This is a genomic window from Actinokineospora fastidiosa, assembly GCF_014648415.1.
GTDB lineage: Bacteria > Actinomycetota > Actinomycetes > Mycobacteriales > Pseudonocardiaceae > Actinokineospora > Actinokineospora fastidiosa.
Map to the genome: position 1 here is coordinate 276,678 of NZ_BMRB01000002.1, position 18,626 is coordinate 295,303.

An 18,626-nucleotide genomic window follows, 5' to 3' on the forward strand; every position below is an offset into this window, starting at 1 on the left:
TCTTAAGCGCCAGCCTTGAAGCAAACCTCCTGGTAGAGGGGCTGGGCGGAAAGTTCAACTCGGGCTCGGACACATAATTACCCCACGGCATTGGTTCTCCGTGCCGTGGGGTCTGTGATCTCCATGGGCAGTGTCAGCTGCCTTGATGGGCCAAGGGGCACGTTGAGCGCGTGAGTGTCAGCCACGACAGTCAGCTGCGAGTGATCGCAGCTGATCGCCAGGTCGTGGAGTCTGAGGAACGCGGTCAAGGCTTCTGGTTGCGGCGGAGGTGACTCCGGCGGATCGCTGATCATGTGCTGGACCGAGGCGATTACCTCGGGTAAGCGTTCCAGCAGTCTGTCTTCTCGCAGGTACAGATTCTTGGGGTGCCGTGCGGGTCTGGATCGGGTGCTGCTGTGTCCGTGGCGGCAGCGGTACCCGGCCCGTTCGTGCACCCAGTGGCAGTCCATCCGGCGCCCGCAGACCCGACACCGAAGCAGGCCAGCCAGCAAGTATGTGCGGGTCTCGCCATCGCGTGTGGGCCGCATGGCCCTGATCCGCTGCACCGCCACAAACGTCCGTTCGTCCACCAGCGGCGGATGCACGATCGCCTTGGATATCACCCAGTCGTCGCGGTCGTTCCACCGCTGCACCCGTCGTCTCACACCGGCCTGGCCGGTGGGATCCCGATCCGTGCGCTGGCGGTTCCACACCTGCCTGCCCGTGTACCGCGGGTTCCCCAGGATCGCCGCCACCGTCAGCAACGCCCAGCCCTGCCCGCTCCGATGCCGGTTCCGCTGCGGATCGACACCCGACGGACACGGCACACCCTGCTCGTTCAGCGCCCGCGCAATGCTCGCCAGACTGTGTCCGGACAACCGCCGGGCGAACATCCACTCCACCCACGGCGCCGTCGCCGGATCCCGGTCCAACCTCCGTATGCGCCGCCCCCACCGCGCGTGCACCCGATTCGGATGTGCACCCCCATCCACCACCTGATACCCATACGGCGGCCGACCGCCCTGGAACCGCCCCTGCTCACGCACCTGCGCCTCCATCGCGGCCAACACCCGAACCCGCGTCCGCAACACCTCCCGCCGCGACTGCGCACCCAACAACCGCATCAACGCCTGGACCACCGGATCGCCCGGATCCACCGGCCCGCCCAACTCCGGCAGCCACAACCGCACTCCACACTCGAACAACTCCGCCATCACCTGATCGAACTGGTCCCCGAAGAACGCCCGCTCATACTCCCCCACCACCACCGCGTCAAACCGCCGCCCCACAGTGCGCGCCTCCACCAACAACTCCGCAGCCTCAGGCCGCTGCTCCCACGACAACCTGCGCGAGAACCCGACATCCACGAACTCCGCCACGATCACGCCATGACCTGCCACCACATCCTCAGCCACATCCCGCTGCCACCGCACCGACATCACCGGATCCTGGAACCCCACCGTCGACGTCCGTCCGTAGAACGCGAACCTCACTCCCCCGCTCAGAACATCCAGAACACCTCCCCGCCGCCTGCGCCCAGCCGTGCGCACATCCACCGGTCCTATCCCTTCACCCGCTTCAACTCGACTCGCCGTCCAACGAGCACACGTGATCGCGGGTACTGGTGGTCTGTCCATCCCTAAAAGGTTCAACCGATTGAGTGATGTAGCCAGGGAACGTGCACGACCTAATCACTCGCCAAGGCAAGCGCCACGAGGCTTCGTTCCAGCAGTACGAGGCCACGCGCTGCTGCAAGGGGCCCGGTTGTTGTCCCGGGGCGAAGCCTGCTCTGGTCGTGGTTTCCGAGATGAGGTGCGGGTCCGACTACGCCTGATCATCGGGACGAGCCAATGTTGGCCGCCTTCTCGACGGCTGCTCGCCCGGGTCCGCCAGCACAGCCGCGGCACGGTTTGGGCCTCCCCCCGAGAGCGTCCTTCATCGAAGAACTCCACTGTGATCCGACCGAACCCGTCGATCAGCTCATCAGCCACCGCAGGCTGCCACCCGCGCGAAATGTGCGGGTCCTGAAAACCCGAACGTCGACATCCGATCGTAGAACGCGAAACGCGACCCCTCCACCGACTCTGCATGACCGTCGCGGACTGCGCCGCTCGATCAACGCCGCCACGAAGTCAGGGCCAGCCATCCTGCCTGCCTCCTCCGAGCGGGGCCCTCGGCGCACGAGACGGTTAGATCGTCAGGCCCATGACGGCGCACCTGGCGAGACCACCCGAATAGACCAACACCGGCAGCGGAATCGACTGGGCGTGCCCGCGTCCGTCGGTGGCAACGTAGTCCGGCAGGGCCGCAGCGATGACTGATTGCCCCGGACAACGGCCAGCGGCGAGCCGCTCCCCTAGTCGAGTGGGCTCAGTGGCGTGCCACGGCGGTTCCGAGGATGTAGAACGACGTCGGCGTGCGGGCGTCGGGGAAGCGGAATCGGTCGAGGTGCTCGATGGCGAAGCCGGACCGCTCGATCGGAGCGATGCCACCGGGTCCGCTCTGCTGGACCGGGCCATCGCCGGTGTATTCCGGCCTGGCCTGCTCTACCAACTCCGCTACCACCATTTCGCCCGGGAACCAGACCCCGCGTGGGAACGCCGGGGGCCCAAGCGCTCCTCGCCACGTCCCCGGCGGCCAGCAGACGCGGTCGCGCGGCGTCGGGCGAGGCCTTGGCCGAGCAGGTCCGCACCAGCAGGCAACTGCTCGACCAGGCAGTTCCCAGCACCTGGGCCCACCAGGTAGCGGCCCGTTTGGAGGAAAACGCCGTGCCCGCGTTCACCGGGCAGAAGCGCCGCTCAGCGAGGCCAAGGCCAACGCCATCCGGCTCGCGGCCCTGTGCCTGGCCGGTGAACCTGCGGCCCGACGCACCACAGGTCTTCGCAACGCGCTGTGCAACGTCGGCGGAGTCACCGCGCGCCGGTTTACGCGGGCCGGATCCGGCTCGCGGTCAGATCTGAGCCGGATCCGGCCGCTGCAGATGCAGGGCGCGGTGCTCGCGACGGTGTGGACCACGTCCACCGGCTACGCCCCATCGCCTGATTGCGAGGCCCCCACCGAGGTGTTCTTGTCGACCGGGCCCACCGACGGTCAAACCATAAGCTGCGCACGCGCACGACGATCGTCCACAATGCGCCACAAATCCTGTCCCAACTGTTCGGACTGCTCTCGAATCAAGTCGACCCATCCCGGAGGCCACACTGTTTTCGAGGACCACAGCAGGCCGACCAAAGGCGCATCGCCCAGATCAGCGTCGGACAAATCCACCCCGATCATATCGTTCAACACCTCCACCAGCTTCCCCAGATGATCGCCGTAGCGAGTCGGAGGCGTTGACACCAAAGCCGTACTGAATGATTTGTCGCGCGAGGTCTCGGCGATCATATCCCTCATCTCTCTGACGCAGATATTCACAGCCTCTGTCAGTGCGCGAACCGAATCTGCAAACCCGTACTTCTGCTTTGCGATCCGGTCAATAGTGTTGGCGAATTCACGTGCGTCGGGTTGACGGTCTGCGCGGAGCAGCATCCGTGCCGACAGGTTGACAAGCGCTACCTGGAGGGCTTCCGAAGGTTGCGGATAGCGCACAGGAGGAATGGGGAGCGTCTTAGGCTTCAAGAGAGAATCCAAGACAGCATTGGCTAGGTCTGACGTGAGGATCAGAAACTCGAGGACGTCGCGCCCTCGGAGTTCACGCAGTGACAGGGCCGTTGGATCGATGATATCGGTCACCGCCGAACTGTAGGTCGCTGCTCGCCGCAGGAAATCTATCAACTCCAGATCCACCGAGAGATCAACGTCCGCGTTGGTCGACTCGTCAAAATCGATGCTCTCCGGTCCGATCAAGGCGGCCAATTTGCTTAAAACTTCAAGGCTTCGCATCGGTATTTGGTTACGCGCGGAAAACCGCTCAACCGGTCGCCGCCCAGACAGGCGGGAAACGTACAAAGCTAATGGACTGCCGGAAGCCACCGACTGTTCGGGTAGCGAGTGATTTCCCAGTTTTTCGCGCGACTTCCGATATTCCTGCCTGGGATCATTCTCCGCCTGGCCGCGCTTAGGGCCCCGTCGAACATCCCGGCTTGCAGGAACGTTAACAGGGCTCCTGAACGATGTATGAGTCGGCTTCTCGGAGGAAGTCAGAGCGCTAAAGCGTCCGGCAAAAGTTTGAGGTTCTCCCATTATTGGGGCGAAGGCCGGTGTGCGGCGAGACACGACGGCGATCACTTGAGCCAGCAGGGAACGCCGGTGCTTCTTCACGTGGCACCTCCCTCGGCCCGGTGTTCATGAGACGAGGCGCGCATCGGCCACGATGAGACTGGGTCGGATGTCGCTGGTGGCTGGAGAGCGGGACCTTGGGCCGCGGCGGACGCCGGGGCTGGGGGCGAGGTCGATGGCAAGACCGAGTCGGCGGCCGAAGGAAGGCTGGGGGTGGTAGCGGGCAGCGGAACGTACGCGACCAAGTGGCCAGCGATCACTGGCGCCACCGCTCCGACGGCCAGGGCGGGTAACGGGCCATTTACCTGGTCAGCCAGCGCAGCTCCGAGCGCACCTCCCACAGCCAGCCGCACCGCCTCGCCCACGAAGTAGCCAAGTGGGCCAGCGGCGAGGCTGTCCGGGTCGGTCACGGTCTCGGCACCGACTTGCCAGGGCCATTTGCGATGCCTGCGGATCAAGGCGGTGAACTCCAGCCCTTCCACGACAAAGCCGCCCAGCAGCGCCCAGAGCGTCGCTTCCCACCATGCCATCGGAGGACCTTAACCGAGGTAGCACGCGGCGCGCATGGTTCCGTGCAAGTAGTCACCTGGCCTGACCAGTTCTGTGACTCTTCTCGCCAAGCGAAGGTCGTAACTGGCCGGGCACGGCTGGCCACAACGGGCCCAGGGACGACGCCGATGTAGCCTTCGCACTCCTGGCAGACGTCACCGGTGCCGTCGGCGCGGCGGAGGGCCTGTTGAGGTCACCCTGCTCAGCGCCGCGGGCGCTCCCGCCCTAGGCAGGTCGCTACAGCGGCTAGCCGTTACCAAAGGTGATGCCGGGGGCGTTGATCACGGGCTTCCAGCGCATCGCCGGTCGGGCGCACCTGGCCCCGGTCGGGTCGTAAGATGCAGAACACTCATCGCGGCCTGCTCAGTCGAGAATTGCCCCTTGCGCGGTAGAATATCCGGCGAATCTCGAAATCGTAATGTCACGCTATTGAGTGAGCCGCATGCGAATGCTCTCTGCTGTGGCTGTGTCATCCAGGTCTTCGCAGATGGTGAGCGCCTGACGCCAGTAACCTTCAGCCGCTTCGGTCGAGCCTGTGGCGTGGAGGGCGGCACCGAGCCCGATCATGCTTCGCGCCGCGCTCCACCGGTCGCCGATCTCGTCGTGGACGACCAATGCCTGATGGAACAGCTCCGTCGCAGCCTCGAACCGCTTCTCGCTGAGGTGGATGTGGCCGAGGTTGCCCAATGCGAAGCCTTCGCCTTGGCGGTGCCCGATGGCCTGGAACAGGTTCAGTGCTTCACGCAGTGCCGGTGTCGCCTCGTTCGACCGGCGGAGGTCCAAGTAGGTCTCGCCGAGGCTGTGCAGCGTCCATGCCTGTCCCCACCGGTCATCGGTCTGCCGCCAGAGGCCCAGAGCGTCGACCAGGTGGGTGAGCGCCTCGTCTGGGCGCCCTCGCAGTCGATGGGCGTACCCCACGTTGCTCAGCGCTTCGCGGACGCCCCACTGGTCATCGATTTCGCGGAAGATCTCGAGTGCGCGCTCCACGTATTCGGCGCCCTTCCCTACCCGGTGCATGCTGAACTGGGCCTCTCGGAGCGAGTGCAGCGTCCATGCTTCGCCGCGGCGGTCGCCTATCGACCTCGCCGCCTCCAACCCGATGGTCAGCACTCGAGTCCAGTCCTGCCATGGCTTGCTTAGAAAGAAGTACCCCCACAACGCGACGGGAAGGCGCCAGGCGATCGAATGCTCGCCCCATTCTACGGCTTGTTGGACCGAGGCCAGCAAGTTGGCACGTTCGAGTTCGCACCACCGCGCGGCCGCCCGTTGATCAACGAAGATAGCCTGTGGAGGGTTGGTCGAGGTGTGACCGAGCGTCACACAGTACGAGCGACGGGTGAGAAGGTGATCCGCAGCATCGGCGGTCTCCAGGTAACAATCCAGCAGGCGACGCACGGCGGTCTGTCGCGCGGATGCGTCTTCCTCGGCGTTCACCCGCTCTACCGCGTACAGGCGCACTAGGTCGTGGAACCTGTAGCGTTCGCGCGCGACCTCGATGAGCAGGTTGGCGTCCACGAGGACTTCCAGTGCCTGTAGCGCATCGCGTGGTGTCATGTCGGCCGCCGCCGCGGCTGCGCGGACACCGAACTCAGGGCCCGCGTGCACGCCCAGCCAGCGGAACATGCTGGACGCTGCGGTCGGCAGTTTCCGGTAGGACCAGGAGAACGCGAGCCGGACAGGGCTGGCTCCCTCACGACTGGCAAGAAGGTCGAGGCGGTGCTGTTCGGCAGTGAACTGCTCGACCAAGTCGGCGATCGTCCAGTAAGGGCTACCCGAGACCCGCTCGCCCGCGATTCGCAGGGCCAAAGGCAGGCACGCGCACAACCTCGCGAGTTCGCCGGTGGCCTCGGGTTCCGCCGCCAACCGCTCAGATCCCGCAGCCGCCCCCAACAGTTCCACCGCGTCGGCCGGAGACAACGCGCTGAGCGTGATCCGCCGCGCTCCCACACCTGCGGCCAGTTCGCCTAGCAGCCTGCGGCTTGTGACCAGAACCCCGCACGCGGACGTACCCGGCAGCAGCGGGCTGATCTGATCGATGTCGCCAGCGTTGTCCAGCACAACCAGGACGCGGCGGTCAGCCAGCAGAGTGCGGTACAGGGACGCCAGCTCATCCGTCCGCTCAGGCACCCGGTCGGGCGCCACTCCGAGTGCTCGGACGAAACCGTCCAGCGCTTGGCGTGCGGACACTGGCGCGGTCATGTCAAACCCGCGCAGATTCATGTACAGCTGCCCGTCCGGAAAGCGCAGGCTTTCGCGATGAGCCCAGCGCACCACCAGTGCAGTCTTCCCCGCACCCGGTGGTCCCGACACCAGCGCGGTCCTGCCCGCAGCCACAATCTCACCGAGTTGCCGCAGTTCATCGTCCCGCCCGATGAAGTCAGGGGTGTCGAAGGGAAGCTGGCGGGGAATCGACGACCGAGGTTCACCCATTTGACGGATATGCACGCTGCCGTACATGTTCTTGGCCTGAACTACCGCGTGGGCCGAACCAACGACGGAGTTCCGAGTCAGGTCGCCATCGCTCACCCGGCAATCCTCGGGGTTGGCGTCGCCGCAGGGAAGGGTGACATCGCCAAGATCCCGCCATGGCACCGGGCTCGGTGACCGTGCCAGGCGTTCGGTCATGCGCATCGGTCGAAGTCCCGGGCGGACGACCGTTTCGCTGTCGGTGGCGCTGAGCCGCGCCACCTTGGCCTGCCGGGGGCGGTGGCCCTAGGCGGGCATGACCTCGGGCTGCTTGGTCAGAAACCGCAGCAGCTTTCTCGGCCCGGCGACTAAGTACACCGACGACGTCGACGGCGCGAGAAGTTCCAAGCCTCCTCGTCCCGGCCGGTCCGGCTTTCGACGGGATTTCCTCCACAGAACTCGTCCTACCGCTGCTGCGCGGCGAGTCCGTCACCCCACGGATGGATACACCTTCATCCGCAGCACCCCAGACGAGAGGGGATCTCAGGAAGGAGCGGGGCTGACGGCACGACGACTGGTTCATTACAAGGCTCTCACCCTGCGCGGCATCACGGAGCTGACCACCGCGGGCGCAACCGCCAGCATGGACTTCACCTTCGCCGAAGCGGGCCAGGTCAGCGCCGACGAGATGGTCGCCGTCGCCCCCGGCCTACGACCTCCGAGTACGCCTACGGCGTCCAACCGGCCGCTACTCAAAGTATTCGGCCAGTCAGCCGCACACACCCGCGCCCGTCCAGCGGACGACGACGGATGCCGCGACTTCCAGGATGGACGCAGGACGACCGCGTAGCGGACCCGGACAGCGAGTCAGGTCGCGGCGCGGCCGCGGATCGCTGGTCAGCCCTACGGGGGTGGCACCGCCGCTGGAGGTTGGACCGTGCCAGACCGGCCAGTACCGCTGGTACAGCTCGGTCGACGTCTTCCGGCTCGCCAGGATGGGTGGGCTCATCCAGGCCCGCAGATGCCGCGGCCGTCCTCTCGAACGCCAGTACTCGCTGCCTCCCTCGCCGCTGACAGGCATCCCACCCACGTGCTCGGCGCACCGATCCCCACCATCGGCCGCGTGCACACCCTCGCCCTTCTGCCCAGCACTGCGACACCGCGCAAGCGAGTCCATCCGGCCCCTGACCCAACTGGAGCGGGATGCCGACAGAACGGCACGCCCGGGGGCCCTTGCGCACGTAAGCGGACAACCCTAGGTTCGCGCAGTGACTCTGACGATCATGCTCAACCTCGCCGCGTTGGCGATCTCTCTCACAGCACTCGTCATCTCTCTGCTTCTCACCCTCCGTCAGATCCGATTGGCCAGTGGCAAGATCCACCTTCCGGTAATCCTGGAATCGTTCAAGGAAACACGTGATGCACGGTGGTTCGAGGCGCAGGAGTACGTACTGACCGAGTTGACCAAGGAGCATGAGCCCACCTGCGGTCATCGCGGTCTACCGGAGCAGGCACGCGCTCACGTTGACACGATCGGCCTCTTCTTCGACGATCTCGGAAAGCTCATCGCGCATGGCATGATCGATCAGAGCTTGGTCATCGGCGGGTACGGTCTGAACATCGTTCGTCTGTGGGACGCCATATCTCCGTACGTGTACACGGAGCGGCGCGCGCACGGCCTGCACTTCTGGGTCTACTTCGAGGATCTTGCCGCACGAACGGCAGCCACACACCCCGAAGTGGTGTACACCAAACTGGGTATGCGCTCACGCCCGCCACGCCGGAAACCGGACGCGGCCGAGCCTGCCGTCTAGAACTTGGCTTCAACGGCGTTCGGCTGGGTCTGGGGGTTCGTTCTCCCGCAGAGATCGGGCCACGTCCGCGGTCAACTCCTCGCGTTAGCCTTCGTTGAGCGGACCATCGTCCTGCGCTCGTGGGAGAACAGGCGGATCGTCGCGACGCACCTGCCGATCATCGCCAGGCTGCAGGGTGTCGCGATCGCGATCGTGACACCCTGCAGGGTGCTCAGCCCCCACCAGCACCAAGCCGACGGCGACCGCGCCTTCGGCTGACGACCAGAAGATCCGGCTCCACACCCAACGAGGTCTCGTCACCGCCGGAGGCTGGCATGTCCACGACGAGCGACCCGGAGTCCCAGGAGGTGACGAAGAACAGCACCACGAGCACGCCCGCCACCCCGACAACCGCCGAACAGCTGGCGGACAGGCCAGCCCCGAAGACGGAGAACCACAGAAACCTCACCACCGTCGGCATCAGCAGCACCGTCGCGACGAACTCGGGCACTCTGCGCCCGTTGAAGATCCGGGAGATGAACACGCCGACGAACGGCACCACGAGATCCACCAACCCCAGTAGAACGCCGTCCAACAGCCCTGCTACGCCTCGCTCTCGGCGCTCTGGAACGCCGTCGTGCTGAAGCTCATCCGCAGGAAGCCCTGCAGGTACAGCACCTCGGGCTGGATGGGCACGAGCCTGCTCGGGTGCACCTCGGTTATATGCGATGGGTGAACAACGATGATCTGTGGTTCGCTGGAATTCGCTGGCACCAGATCCAGACGTCAACCCTCGCTATCGCGCGAGGCGACGTCGAACATGTGATCGCCGTCGCCGCCGCCGGCAAGATGAGGTACTGCCGCCGCAACGCCGACGGCAGTACCTGCTGGCACCTGGTCTGACCGAACCGGCGCGGGGACAAGCACGCCTTGTCTCCCCGCCGGAACGTCACGAGCGAACCTGCTGGTAGAGGGACTGGACGTAACGATCGCGCCGGGGTCGGACGTGGTGGGCGCCAGTCTGGAGGAGATCCCTGGGTTTGAGACTGAGGTGATGGCGGGGTTCACGCCTGGCGGACGGCGCGATCAGTTCCGACGTTGGTCAGCTGGAACAGGTGTGGACGTGGGATGACGCCGTCGTCGTGCCCCCAGCTCGGACCGTCTGCGGGTGGCCGGGCTCAGGCCGGGGCGAGGAGCAGGGGGCGCAACGCCTTGTCGAGTGCGTCCCCGGTGAGGCTGCGGGCGACGACGGTGCCTGGGTCGTCGGTGGCGAAACCGGGGCAGCTCTCCTCCGGGGACTCCGTCCCGCGCAGGGTGACGACCTTGACCTCCCGGCCGGTCCGGGCCTCGCGGACCGTGACCCGGTACGTCGCCTCGTACAGTGGCCATGTGCGGCTCTTGGCCACCCCCCGGTCGAACCGGCAGGTGACCTTGCCGGAGCGTTTGCCCAGCACCGGGACGACACACGCGAACAGCTGTATCAGGTTGTGGTCGAAGTCGAGCGTGCTCCCGGGAGGCAGCAGCTTGGTCTCGCCCGCCACGATCGGCGAGTGCTGCATCCGCCGGTTGGTCAGGGACACCTCGTACACGTCGATGTAGTGCGGGCCCGGTCCGGCATATGGGGCGCTCGTGGGGTTGTAGACCCGGGACTTCGGCTGTTCACAAGCCGCCCTCCTGGCCTCGTGCGCTTCCTCGGACGACAACTTCTTCGGCGGAGCAGTGGGAGTTGTGGTCCTCGCGGTGGTGGTCGTCGTTGTGACGGCCGATGTGGTGGTTGTGCTCGTCCGGGCCACCTCGGGCGTCGCCGCCAGTGGTTCGTGGCTGGTCCCACAAGCGGACAGCATGACCAGCACGACAGCGACCGGGGTGACCCGGGCGCACATCGCCGTTCCCCTTGTGCGTATACCGGTTGACACAACATCGACGGTAATCAGGCATCCCGGGCGCCGGCCCCCCTTGGCCTGAAGCTGTCACACCGGCCGGGCAGGCGGACGGCAGCAACGGTTGGCCGTCGCGCCGCGGAAGCCACCGAGCCCGCCACCGGGCCGAGCCCGACCGGGCCACGTTCGTCACCGGGCACGCGGACACTCCCAGCAGCCTCGGGGCGGTCGGCGACGGCGGGCCCGAGTCCGACCTCGACGACTACTAACCCGCATGCGGCCCTACTTCGCCGAGCTGGTCCGGGCTGATCCCCAAGTCACTCGAACAGGGGACGCGGCGATTCCCGGCCCCGGCACCGGGTACTTCTGCGCTTGCTGTCGCCTCAGGACGGTGCCCGCCGTGCCGGGGCGTGCCATCGAGAGGAGCCCAGAGGATGTTCCGCACCGCTGCCCTGGCCGCAGCCACCTTCGCCGCCGCCGGTCTGTCCCTGCTGGTCGCCGCCCCAGCGCAGGCGACGGCCGCCGACTGCCTGAAGGTTCTCCAGTGGGTCGGGCACAACGTCACCGAGCAGACCGTTTCCGCCTGCCGGGCCGGGGAGAGCGACTTCGCCGCGTGCATCGTCGGGCTGTCCGAGGACGGGGTGCAGGACGGCCGCATCATCGTCGCCGCGTGCGCGTCGGCCAGCCTGAACACCGAAGGCTGAGCGGGCGTAGTTCAACTGTAGACAGCCTCCGCAGTGGAGGGTGCTGGTTCCCCGGCAACGTGTGCCGAGCGAACCCCGTCGAAGCTGCCAACCAGGTTCGTACACCTTATTGACGGAACGCGGCTCGACGGCTTGGTCCTCCGGCGGACAGGGCAGGGGTGCCGTGACGGCTTGGGCACGGGGCTTAGGCACGGTTTGTCGGCTGGCCCGCACCGGCGGCGGTGCGGCCGTGGCTGCTACCGCGGATACACGGCCACCCAGCACGCGTCTTCCCGCAGGGCTAGTCCTGTGGACTAGGCGGGCGCTCGCCGCTTGGCCGGTCCGCGCCCGCCCACCACGGACGTCACCCGCTAGGGCCCTTCCGGGGCTACTTCTTGGCCGACAGGGACATCTCGATGGTGTTCTCCTTGCCGACGACGAGGGCGTTGATGATCTCGGTGTCGAACATGCAGTCGGCGAACGGCGGGAGCTGGTATTTCCCGGTGACCGTCCCTCCGGTGGACGGGTTGAAGGTGCCGCTGGAGGTGAGGTCGATGCGCACCGAGGCGGTCGTCTTGCAATTGGGCAGCGGAATGCCGATGTTGAAATGCCCGACCTCGGTGATCTGCACGTCGAATTGACCGGACGCGGTTACCGCGTTGTTCCGGAACGTGCCGCTCAGCGGACCGGCCTGGGTGACCTTGACCTTGGCGTGGGTGGAGAGGAACCCGAAGAGGTTGAAGTCCGTGCGGGTCTCCGGCAGCGTGATCACCCCGGTGAACCCACCGCTCTGCAGGTCGATGTCGATGTCGGTCTGCCCCGGTCCCAGCGGCAGGTCGGCCCCGAGGCCGGTCAGCCGGGTCGAGCCCTCGGTGCCGTAGGCGATCTTCGTCGTGGCCGCCTCGCTCACGGGCGCCAGGACCGCGAGGGTGCCGCTCAACGCGACCACGCCCATCGCCGAGCCGAGGACCTTGCCGATTTTCCCGCGCATGGTGGTAATCCAATCCGTGTCCAGAAACTGTCTAGTACCCGAGGTACTGTAGAGTTTCCAGATCCACCGCGGCAAGGCTGGACGGAAAAGTGGCGACGACTTGTGCGAATGTTCGGAAATCACCCGGAGCGATTTGTGCCGAGACGCCAGGTATCCTGTGCCGATGAGTGCCTCGCGTCCGGCTGCGGACGGCGCGCCGCCCCGTCGGGCCGATCAGCGGCTCCCCAGCGGCAGACACGGCCTGAGCCGGGCGGACGTCGCCTCGTCCCAACGCGCGCGCATCGTCCTGGCGCTGTTCGACGCCGTCGCCGAGAAGGGCTACCCCGCCACCACGATCGGCGACGTGGTCGACCGGGCGGAGGTCTCCCGCCGGACCTTCTACGAGCACTTCACCAGCAAGGAGGCCTGCTTCCTGGCCGCCTTCGACGAGGCGGTCGCCGATGTCGGGGTCCAGCTGGCCGCCGTGCTCGACCCCCTGCCCAAAGACGACTGGCGCACCCGCATCCGGCAGTCCTGGCGGGCCTTCCTCACCGCCCTGGCCGCGAGCCCCACCATCACCTGGTCGCTCTACGTCGAGACGTTCTCCGCCGGTCCCGCGCTCATCGAGCGCACCAGCGCCGTCAACGCGGGCTTCGCCGAGGTCTTCCGCAAGCTGCACCGCCTGGCCCGCAAGCAGGAACCCGCCGTCACCGAGCTGGCGCCGGAGGTGTTCGACCTCTATATCGGCGGCACCGCCGAACGCATCCGCCACTGCCTGCGCACCGACGGCGCCGCCGCGCTCCCCGCCCTCGAAGACCTCTTCGTCGACACGCTTCTGGCCCTCTTCGGCACCCCATCAGCCTGAGCGCTACCCGGGTCGGGCACCGACGCGTGGTCTCCAGTGCCCTGCCCTAGGGGGCGCCGTCCCGCTCGGTGCGGGGACGGCGCCGGGGTCGGGTCAGCCGAAGTCGATGTCACTGCACAGGAAGTACTTCTGGTCCATGTGCGAGGCCTTCCAGATCGTGACGAGGACGTGGTGGCCGCTGTAGCCGGAGGTGGACACGTCGGTCTTGTACTCGAACTGGGAGGGGTAGCGGCCGGTCTGCTTGATGAAGTCCAGGTCGTCCCAGGCGATCATGGAGTTGGCGGGGTCGAAGCCCTGCTTGGTGATGTAGATCTTCAGGTAGTCGGCGCCGTGCCGGGCCACGTCCTGCACCGTGATGGGGAAGCTGCTGCCGACCCTCGTGGTCTTCCAGTGGCCGGGGTTGTCCATCGGCGCGTAGCGGCCGCCTTCGGAGCGTCCGGCGCTGCAGATCTGACCGTCGGGGATGGCGCTTTCGAGGTTCTCGCCCAGGTTGTTGGCGTACAGGGCGTTCCAGTTCCACATGGCGTCGGGGCTCTGGTTCCAGGCCAGGTAGCACATGAAGTCCTGCTCCTGCATGCCGGGCGCGTCGGGACCGTTCCAGCGGGTGGCGCAGCCGTAGTTGCGGGTCGGCGGGTCGACGACAGTGCCGTGGGCCGAGGCGGTGGTCGGGTGGAAGACCAGCGCCGAGGCGATGAGGGACGTCAGGAGCCCGATCTGCACGGCAATTCGGCGTCGGGTTGTGGATGCGGTGTGCATGCGATGTCCTCCGTGCGTGACGTGGTGCCGTCGGCAGGGGCGCCGGTCGGCGACGTTCGTCCGGGTTGGCGTTGTGGGAGCGGTGGCGTCGTCAGGGACCGACGACGCCACCGCTTTCTGCACGAGCGGGATCAGCCGGCCGCCACCGGGCGGTCCCGCTCACCCCCACGTGGTGGGCCACACGGGGGCGTCGAGGGAAATGGCGCGTCTTCTCGGCGTCGCGATCGAAAGCGCAGCTCACAGCGAACTGGTGCGCGCAGCGTCGGCCGCGCGCTCTATCAACGGCCGCGGCGAAGCCGGGGAGCGTCAATCGGTCGATGGGCTGCCGATCGCGCTTCGCGCCTGGTCGGGGCTGTTGCCGATGTCGAGCAGCTGTCGTGGCCGCTCGGTGGACATGAGCACCAGGCACGCGGTGATCAGGACGAGGTTCTTGACGACGAACTCGCCCTCGGTGGTCAGCAGCAACGGGTTGCCCGCCTGGAACGCCGCGTGCGGCTGGACCACCAGCACGAGGAAGGTCCCCAGCAGGTGGGCCACGGCGGCGGCCGCGACCCAGCGCAGCCAGCGGCCGAGCCACAGTGCCGCACCGAGCGCGATCTCCGCCGATCCGAGCGCGACCAGCAGCAGGTCGCGGTCCAGCCAGGGCACGGTGTCCGCGACCAGGTCGGCGACCGGTGTCACGTCGGCGACCTTGAGAGCGCCGAACCACACGAAGACCAGGCCGAGGGAGCCGCGCAGCAGGGTCGTGGCGCGGGCGTTCATGGTGCACCGCAGGCAATGGTGTCGGAGGTGTCGACGCGCCAGTGGCCCTCGTGCAAGCGCAGCCGGAGTTCCCCGGTGTGCTCGCCGTGCCGCCAGGAGACCCGGGCGAGGTCCGGCCCGTCGGAGACGACGCCGAGGACCTCGTACGGGACTCCGGGCGCGCAGTCGGCGATCCGGTCGGCGAACACTTCCCGCGGTTGGCGCTGCTGCGCCTCGGGAGTCCACATGCCCCAAGCCGTGGTCGGGTCGCCGCCCGAGAGCAGGCCGAGGTAGGTGGTGGCGGTCCCGCGCAGCTGGGCGGTGTCGTCCGCGGTCGTCGAGTGGTGCTGGTGGTGCTCGTGCCCAGAGCCCGCGCAGCCAGCGGAGACCGCGGCGACCAGGGCAAGGCAGACGAGGGTTTTCATGGGATCCTCCCGAGGTCGGCTCCGGTGGCGGCCCCGCGTCGCTGCGGGGCCGCCACCTCACCTGGCGTCAGTTGCCCAGGCGCTTGGTGCCGTACTGGGAGATCCAGGCGTTTCCGCCGACGTTCATGTCCGCCAGGACCTCGACGGAGTCACGCGTGGCCTCCAGGCTCATCGAGCTCTGGTTGGAGCCTGCCAGCTCATAGGTCCACGTCTGCCCGACCGGGATGGTGCGGTCGGCCAGGGGCACGTCGTGGAATCCGAGCCGGATGATGTAGTGCGACTCGCCGTTGCCGCGGGGAACCTCGACGTAGTCCTGCTGCGGGTGCCCGTACTGGAGCGACGCTCGGTAGTGGTGGTCGACCGAGCCCGACGGCGCGCGGAACTTCAGCACCAGGCAGTCGGTGTGCACCGGGGCGTTGCTCGTGTTGGTGAAGATGAGCTTGCGGTTGCCGTAGAACGTGCCACCCTCGAGCTGCACCTTGACCGACAGGCCGACGTTGCTCTCGAAGCCGGTGTTCAGCGGCTCGTCGAGGACGGGGTTGCGGCTGGGCACGGGGTAGTCGGTGCCGCGGCGGCACCGCTCCAGCGGCGAACCGTCCACCGAGGAGGGACCGTCCGGGTACTGCTGGCCGTGGTCCGCCGGTCCCGCGCTCACCGGTGAGGTGACCGCGATGACGTTCGCGGTGGCGGGCAGCGAGGACAGGACGAACATGGCCGACAGCGCGACGCCGACGGCGCCAGCCGCGGACCAGGCCGTTTTGGCCGTCTTCTGCATGGGTGTGCCTCCGTCAAGATCGGAAGGAAGCACCGGGGGAATAGATGTCCCGCCGGGGCTTGGGACACCGTGGCGGCGGCGTTATCAGATTAAGGGCCCTGCGTTTTCTGTGTCAACGAGGGAAGATCGGCATTACTCGATCGGACTAGCACCACTGTCTATTGCGGATCGCGCACAGGAATTACTGTGCCCACTACAGCACTCCCAGACAAACTGTCCACTTCAGCGACCCGGTCAGCTGGTGAGGGTCCACTTCTGGCTGTTCCACGTGCCGCAGTCCCACAGGTGCAGGCGCGCGCCGTCGGCCGTGCTTTGGCCTTCGATGTCGAGGCAGCGCCCGGACTTGATGTTCTTGAGGGTGCCGCTCGGCTGGAATGCCCACTTCTGGCTGTCCCAGGTGCCGCAGTCCCAGAGGTGGGCCTTGGCGCCGTTGGCGGTGGCGCCGCCTTCGACGTCCAGGCACTTGCCGCCGGACTTCAGCTGCTGCCCCTCGAGCGCCCAGGTCATGGCGGGGGCGTTAGCGCAGGCCCACTGCTGGACGGGCGTGCCGTTCGCCGTGCCGCCGCCCGCGCGGTCGACGCACTTGCCGGTGGCTCCGTTGACGATCGTGCCGCCGGTGACCGGGTCGGGGGTGGTTCCGCCTGGGCCCCAGGCGTTCCAGTTGTCCCAGGTCTCGGCGTCGAAGCCGAGCCTGCCGAGTCGGTCAGCGGCCCAGTTGGTGCCGGACTTGGTGATGACGGTGCCGCCGACGGTGTAGTTCTCCAGCTTCAGGCCCCGGCTGTCGCGGGTCTCGTTGCCCAGGGTCACCTTCTGGCCTGCGCTGTTGCTGTACCGCTTGAGGAGGCTGACCTGGGATGAGGCGTCCAGGTGGCTCCACGCGTCGATCTTGAGGTTCTTGACGTGGATGTTCTCGGTGCTGGACAGGGCGAAGACGCGGATCGCGCAGTTGGCCATGCCTTCGACGGTGATGTTCTCGAAGGTCATGTTCCTGACCCACGTGTTGGGGTTGGCCGTGGTGGTCGAGCCCATGTTCTCCCAGTGCGAGGAGGAGTTGAGGATGCAGGTGTTGTACTTGACGTCCTTCCAGTACATCCGGTTGTGGATGACGTGGGTGTTGGTGACCCGCACGTTGTCGATGTTGCGCGGAGTCCATCCCCACTGGATGACAGGGCCGTTCTCGTTCTTCCAGACGACGGTGTTATCGATGGTGACGTCGCTGTGGTACATCTTCAGCACGTCGTCGTTGGCGTTGAAGAACGTGTTCTTCATGGTGCTGCCGCGGTAGAGCTCGATGCCGTCGGTCTGCCAGTACCAGGAGCCGACCTGCTTGTAGTTCTCGACCCGCATGCTGAAGGTCTGCTCGTCGCCGTAGACGACGAACGAGTGGTATGGGGGCTCGTTGATGGTCACACCCTGCAGGTCCAGGTGCTGCTGCCGACCGTTGGCGGACTGGAACTGCAGCATCTTCACGCAGGTGGCGTGGCAGTTCGACGCCCCGGAGAGGTGGTCGTAGTTGTTGGCGGTATCCGCCTCGTAGACGTACTGCTCACCGGAGAGCACGCCGTAGCCGGTCACCTTGTACAAGCCCTGGCTGTCGTCGGGGAAGCGGACGGCGCCCTTCACGTACGCTCCCGGCGCCAGGTACACCCACTTGACCTGCCTGGGCACCAGCGCGTGGTACTTGGAGGTCATGTAGTAGGTGCCGGGCCGGAAGTACACGATCTCCTCGCTGATCGTGTTGAGGTTGGTGACCTGCCCCTGGGGCGGGTAGTAGATGCTCCCCGATGCCGAAGTGGGGATCAGCCGGTCGCGCTCGGCGCCGGTGGGCGCAGGCTCGGCGAAGATCATCATCGAGTTGCGCGGCTCGGTGTGGATGGCGCGGTTGCCACCGCCGGAAGCTGTGGTGAGCTTGCCCGCGTCGTTGGCCGGGCCCGACATGTCGTTGTACGCCGTGTACAGCTGCGGGTCGAACTCGACGGAGAAGCGGTGGCCCGCCGCGCTGTAGGGAACCCTGATGCGGATGGTGTCGCCGTCGACGAGCTGCTTGGTGAAGTTGAGGCTGCTGGGCTTGATCTTGACCTGGTCGGCCGAGGAGACGGTCTGGCCTGTGCGCAGGGTGACATCGACCCACACGTCGCTGGCGTACTGGAAGGACGACCAACTCATCGTCAGGTTCGCCGACGAGGAGAACTCGGCGCCGTCCTCCTTGGTGTAGCCGATCTTGCCCTTTCCGCTGCGCGGGATGCTCATGTACGTGAAGGAGTCGTACCGGCTCCCGGGCGTGGCGGCGGTGGCGACCTGGACGTCGTAGAACGACGAGCGCCTGACCTTGTCGTTGGCGACCGGACCCGTGGTGTTGAACTCGTGGTTGTCGTGCCACCACGTCTTGAGCTGGTCGCTGTCGATGGTGGCGGCCTGGGCCTGCGGCGCGCCCGCGCCCACCACGGCAGGCGCGATGGCGCCGACCAGGGCGAGCGCCAGACCGGCGGCGAGCACCGCCGATCGTCTCACTCTTGCTATGGACATGCGGATTCCTCTTCTCATCGTTGGGAAGGGTTTACGTCATCCTGTGGTCACGGTGGACAC

Annotated in this window: 16 protein-coding genes; 4 read left to right on the forward strand and 12 right to left on the reverse strand. The window is 66.7% G+C overall.

Annotated elements, in window-relative coordinates:
* Positions 1–77: 77 nt before the first annotated feature.
* The 4 genes from IEY98_RS11300 to IEY98_RS11315 all read right to left on the reverse strand — a co-directional run bounded on the left by IEY98_RS11300 (position 78) and on the right by IEY98_RS11315 (position 7,434).
* On the reverse strand, positions 78–1,535 hold the full coding sequence (locus IEY98_RS11300) for a recombinase family protein (protein ID WP_229786818.1): 1,458 nt from the start codon (positions 1,533–1,535) through the stop codon (positions 78–80).
* An 814-nt stretch (positions 1,536–2,349) separates the two neighbouring features.
* A complete protein-coding gene (locus IEY98_RS11305; RefSeq protein ID WP_189210388.1) occupies positions 2,350–2,532 on the reverse strand; it encodes a hypothetical protein in 183 nt (60 codons plus the stop codon).
* Positions 2,533–3,069: 537 nt separating this feature from the next.
* On the reverse strand, positions 3,070–4,239 hold the full coding sequence (locus IEY98_RS11310) for a hypothetical protein (protein ID WP_189210389.1): 1,170 nt from the start codon (positions 4,237–4,239) through the stop codon (positions 3,070–3,072).
* 933 nt (positions 4,240–5,172) lie between these two features.
* Positions 5,173–7,434 carry an ATP-binding protein gene (locus tag IEY98_RS11315; RefSeq protein ID WP_189210390.1) on the reverse strand — a complete coding sequence of 754 codons (2,262 nt, stop codon included), beginning with the start codon at positions 7,432–7,434 and terminating at the stop codon, positions 5,173–5,175.
* A 986-nt stretch (positions 7,435–8,420) separates the two neighbouring features.
* On the opposite strand from IEY98_RS11315, the gene IEY98_RS11320 reads away from it, so the two are divergent.
* Positions 8,421–8,966 (forward strand): DUF4760 domain-containing protein, encoded by a 546-nt coding sequence (locus tag IEY98_RS11320; protein WP_189210391.1) that lies wholly within the window; start codon positions 8,421–8,423, stop codon positions 8,964–8,966.
* Between the two features lie 211 nt (positions 8,967–9,177).
* Here the strand turns inward: IEY98_RS11320 and IEY98_RS32515 are convergent, their stop codons facing one another.
* Positions 9,178–9,516: a BCCT family transporter gene (locus IEY98_RS32515; RefSeq protein ID WP_229786819.1), complete on the reverse strand. Its 339-nt coding sequence runs from the start codon at positions 9,514–9,516 to the stop codon at positions 9,178–9,180.
* A gap of 161 nt (positions 9,517–9,677) precedes the next feature.
* Between IEY98_RS32515 and IEY98_RS11330 the strand changes: the two genes are divergently transcribed.
* On the forward strand, positions 9,678–9,848 hold the full coding sequence (locus IEY98_RS11330; protein ID WP_189210392.1) for a hypothetical protein: 171 nt from the start codon (positions 9,678–9,680) through the stop codon (positions 9,846–9,848).
* Between the two features lie 275 nt (positions 9,849–10,123).
* Here the strand turns inward: IEY98_RS11330 and IEY98_RS11335 are convergent, their stop codons facing one another.
* Positions 10,124–10,534: a hypothetical protein gene (locus tag IEY98_RS11335; RefSeq protein WP_189210393.1), complete on the reverse strand. Its 411-nt coding sequence runs from the start codon at positions 10,532–10,534 to the stop codon at positions 10,124–10,126.
* Positions 10,535–11,259: 725 nt separating this feature from the next.
* On the opposite strand from IEY98_RS11335, the gene IEY98_RS11340 reads away from it, so the two are divergent.
* A complete protein-coding gene (locus IEY98_RS11340) occupies positions 11,260–11,529 on the forward strand; it encodes a hypothetical protein (RefSeq protein ID WP_189210394.1) in 270 nt (89 codons plus the stop codon).
* A gap of 367 nt (positions 11,530–11,896) precedes the next feature.
* Here the strand turns inward: IEY98_RS11340 and IEY98_RS11345 are convergent, their stop codons facing one another.
* The gene (locus IEY98_RS11345; RefSeq protein ID WP_189210395.1) at positions 11,897–12,499 is read right to left on the reverse strand and encodes a hypothetical protein; all 603 of its coding nucleotides are present in this window, start codon (positions 12,497–12,499) and stop codon (positions 11,897–11,899) included.
* A 163-nt stretch (positions 12,500–12,662) separates the two neighbouring features.
* Between IEY98_RS11345 and IEY98_RS11350 the strand changes: the two genes are divergently transcribed.
* The gene (locus IEY98_RS11350; protein ID WP_189210396.1) at positions 12,663–13,343 is read left to right on the forward strand and encodes a TetR/AcrR family transcriptional regulator; all 681 of its coding nucleotides are present in this window, start codon (positions 12,663–12,665) and stop codon (positions 13,341–13,343) included.
* A gap of 93 nt (positions 13,344–13,436) precedes the next feature.
* Here the strand turns inward: IEY98_RS11350 and IEY98_RS11355 are convergent, their stop codons facing one another.
* From IEY98_RS11355 to IEY98_RS11375, 5 genes are all read right to left on the reverse strand, one after another.
* On the reverse strand, positions 13,437–14,063 hold the full coding sequence (locus tag IEY98_RS11355) for a lytic polysaccharide monooxygenase (RefSeq protein WP_229786820.1): 627 nt from the start codon (positions 14,061–14,063) through the stop codon (positions 13,437–13,439).
* Between the two features lie 342 nt (positions 14,064–14,405).
* A complete protein-coding gene (locus IEY98_RS11360) occupies positions 14,406–14,861 on the reverse strand; it encodes a DoxX family membrane protein (RefSeq protein WP_189210398.1) in 456 nt (151 codons plus the stop codon).
* Positions 14,858–15,265, reverse strand: a complete 408-nt coding sequence (locus tag IEY98_RS11365; RefSeq protein ID WP_189210399.1) for a hypothetical protein — start codon at positions 15,263–15,265, stop codon at positions 14,858–14,860. Before IEY98_RS11365 ends, IEY98_RS11360 begins: the two co-directional genes overlap by 4 nt.
* 67 nt (positions 15,266–15,332) lie before the next feature.
* Positions 15,333–16,040: a hypothetical protein gene (locus IEY98_RS11370; protein ID WP_189210400.1), complete on the reverse strand. Its 708-nt coding sequence runs from the start codon at positions 16,038–16,040 to the stop codon at positions 15,333–15,335.
* A 234-nt stretch (positions 16,041–16,274) separates the two neighbouring features.
* Positions 16,275–18,566, reverse strand: coding sequence for a family 49 glycosyl hydrolase (locus IEY98_RS11375; protein WP_189210401.1), 2,292 nt, complete (start codon positions 18,564–18,566; stop codon positions 16,275–16,277).
* Positions 18,567–18,626: the final 60 nt, after the last annotated feature.

Coding starts and splice junctions, on each gene's coding strand:
- IEY98_RS11365 (WP_189210399.1), bottom strand. CDS start 15,265: ATGAAAACCCTCGTCTGCCTTGCCCTGGTCGCCGCGGTCTCCGCTGGC.
- IEY98_RS11345 (WP_189210395.1), bottom strand. CDS start 12,499: ATGCGCGGGAAAATCGGCAAGGTCCTCGGCTCGGCGATGGGCGTGGTC.
- IEY98_RS11370 (WP_189210400.1), bottom strand. CDS start 16,040: ATGCAGAAGACGGCCAAAACGGCCTGGTCCGCGGCTGGCGCCGTCGGC.
- IEY98_RS11360 (WP_189210398.1), bottom strand. CDS start 14,861: ATGAACGCCCGCGCCACGACCCTGCTGCGCGGCTCCCTCGGCCTGGTC.
- IEY98_RS11350 (WP_189210396.1), top strand. CDS start 12,663: ATGAGTGCCTCGCGTCCGGCTGCGGACGGCGCGCCGCCCCGTCGGGCC.
- IEY98_RS11340 (WP_189210394.1), top strand. CDS start 11,260: ATGTTCCGCACCGCTGCCCTGGCCGCAGCCACCTTCGCCGCCGCCGGT.
- IEY98_RS11375 (WP_189210401.1), bottom strand. CDS start 18,566: ATGTCCATAGCAAGAGTGAGACGATCGGCGGTGCTCGCCGCCGGTCTG.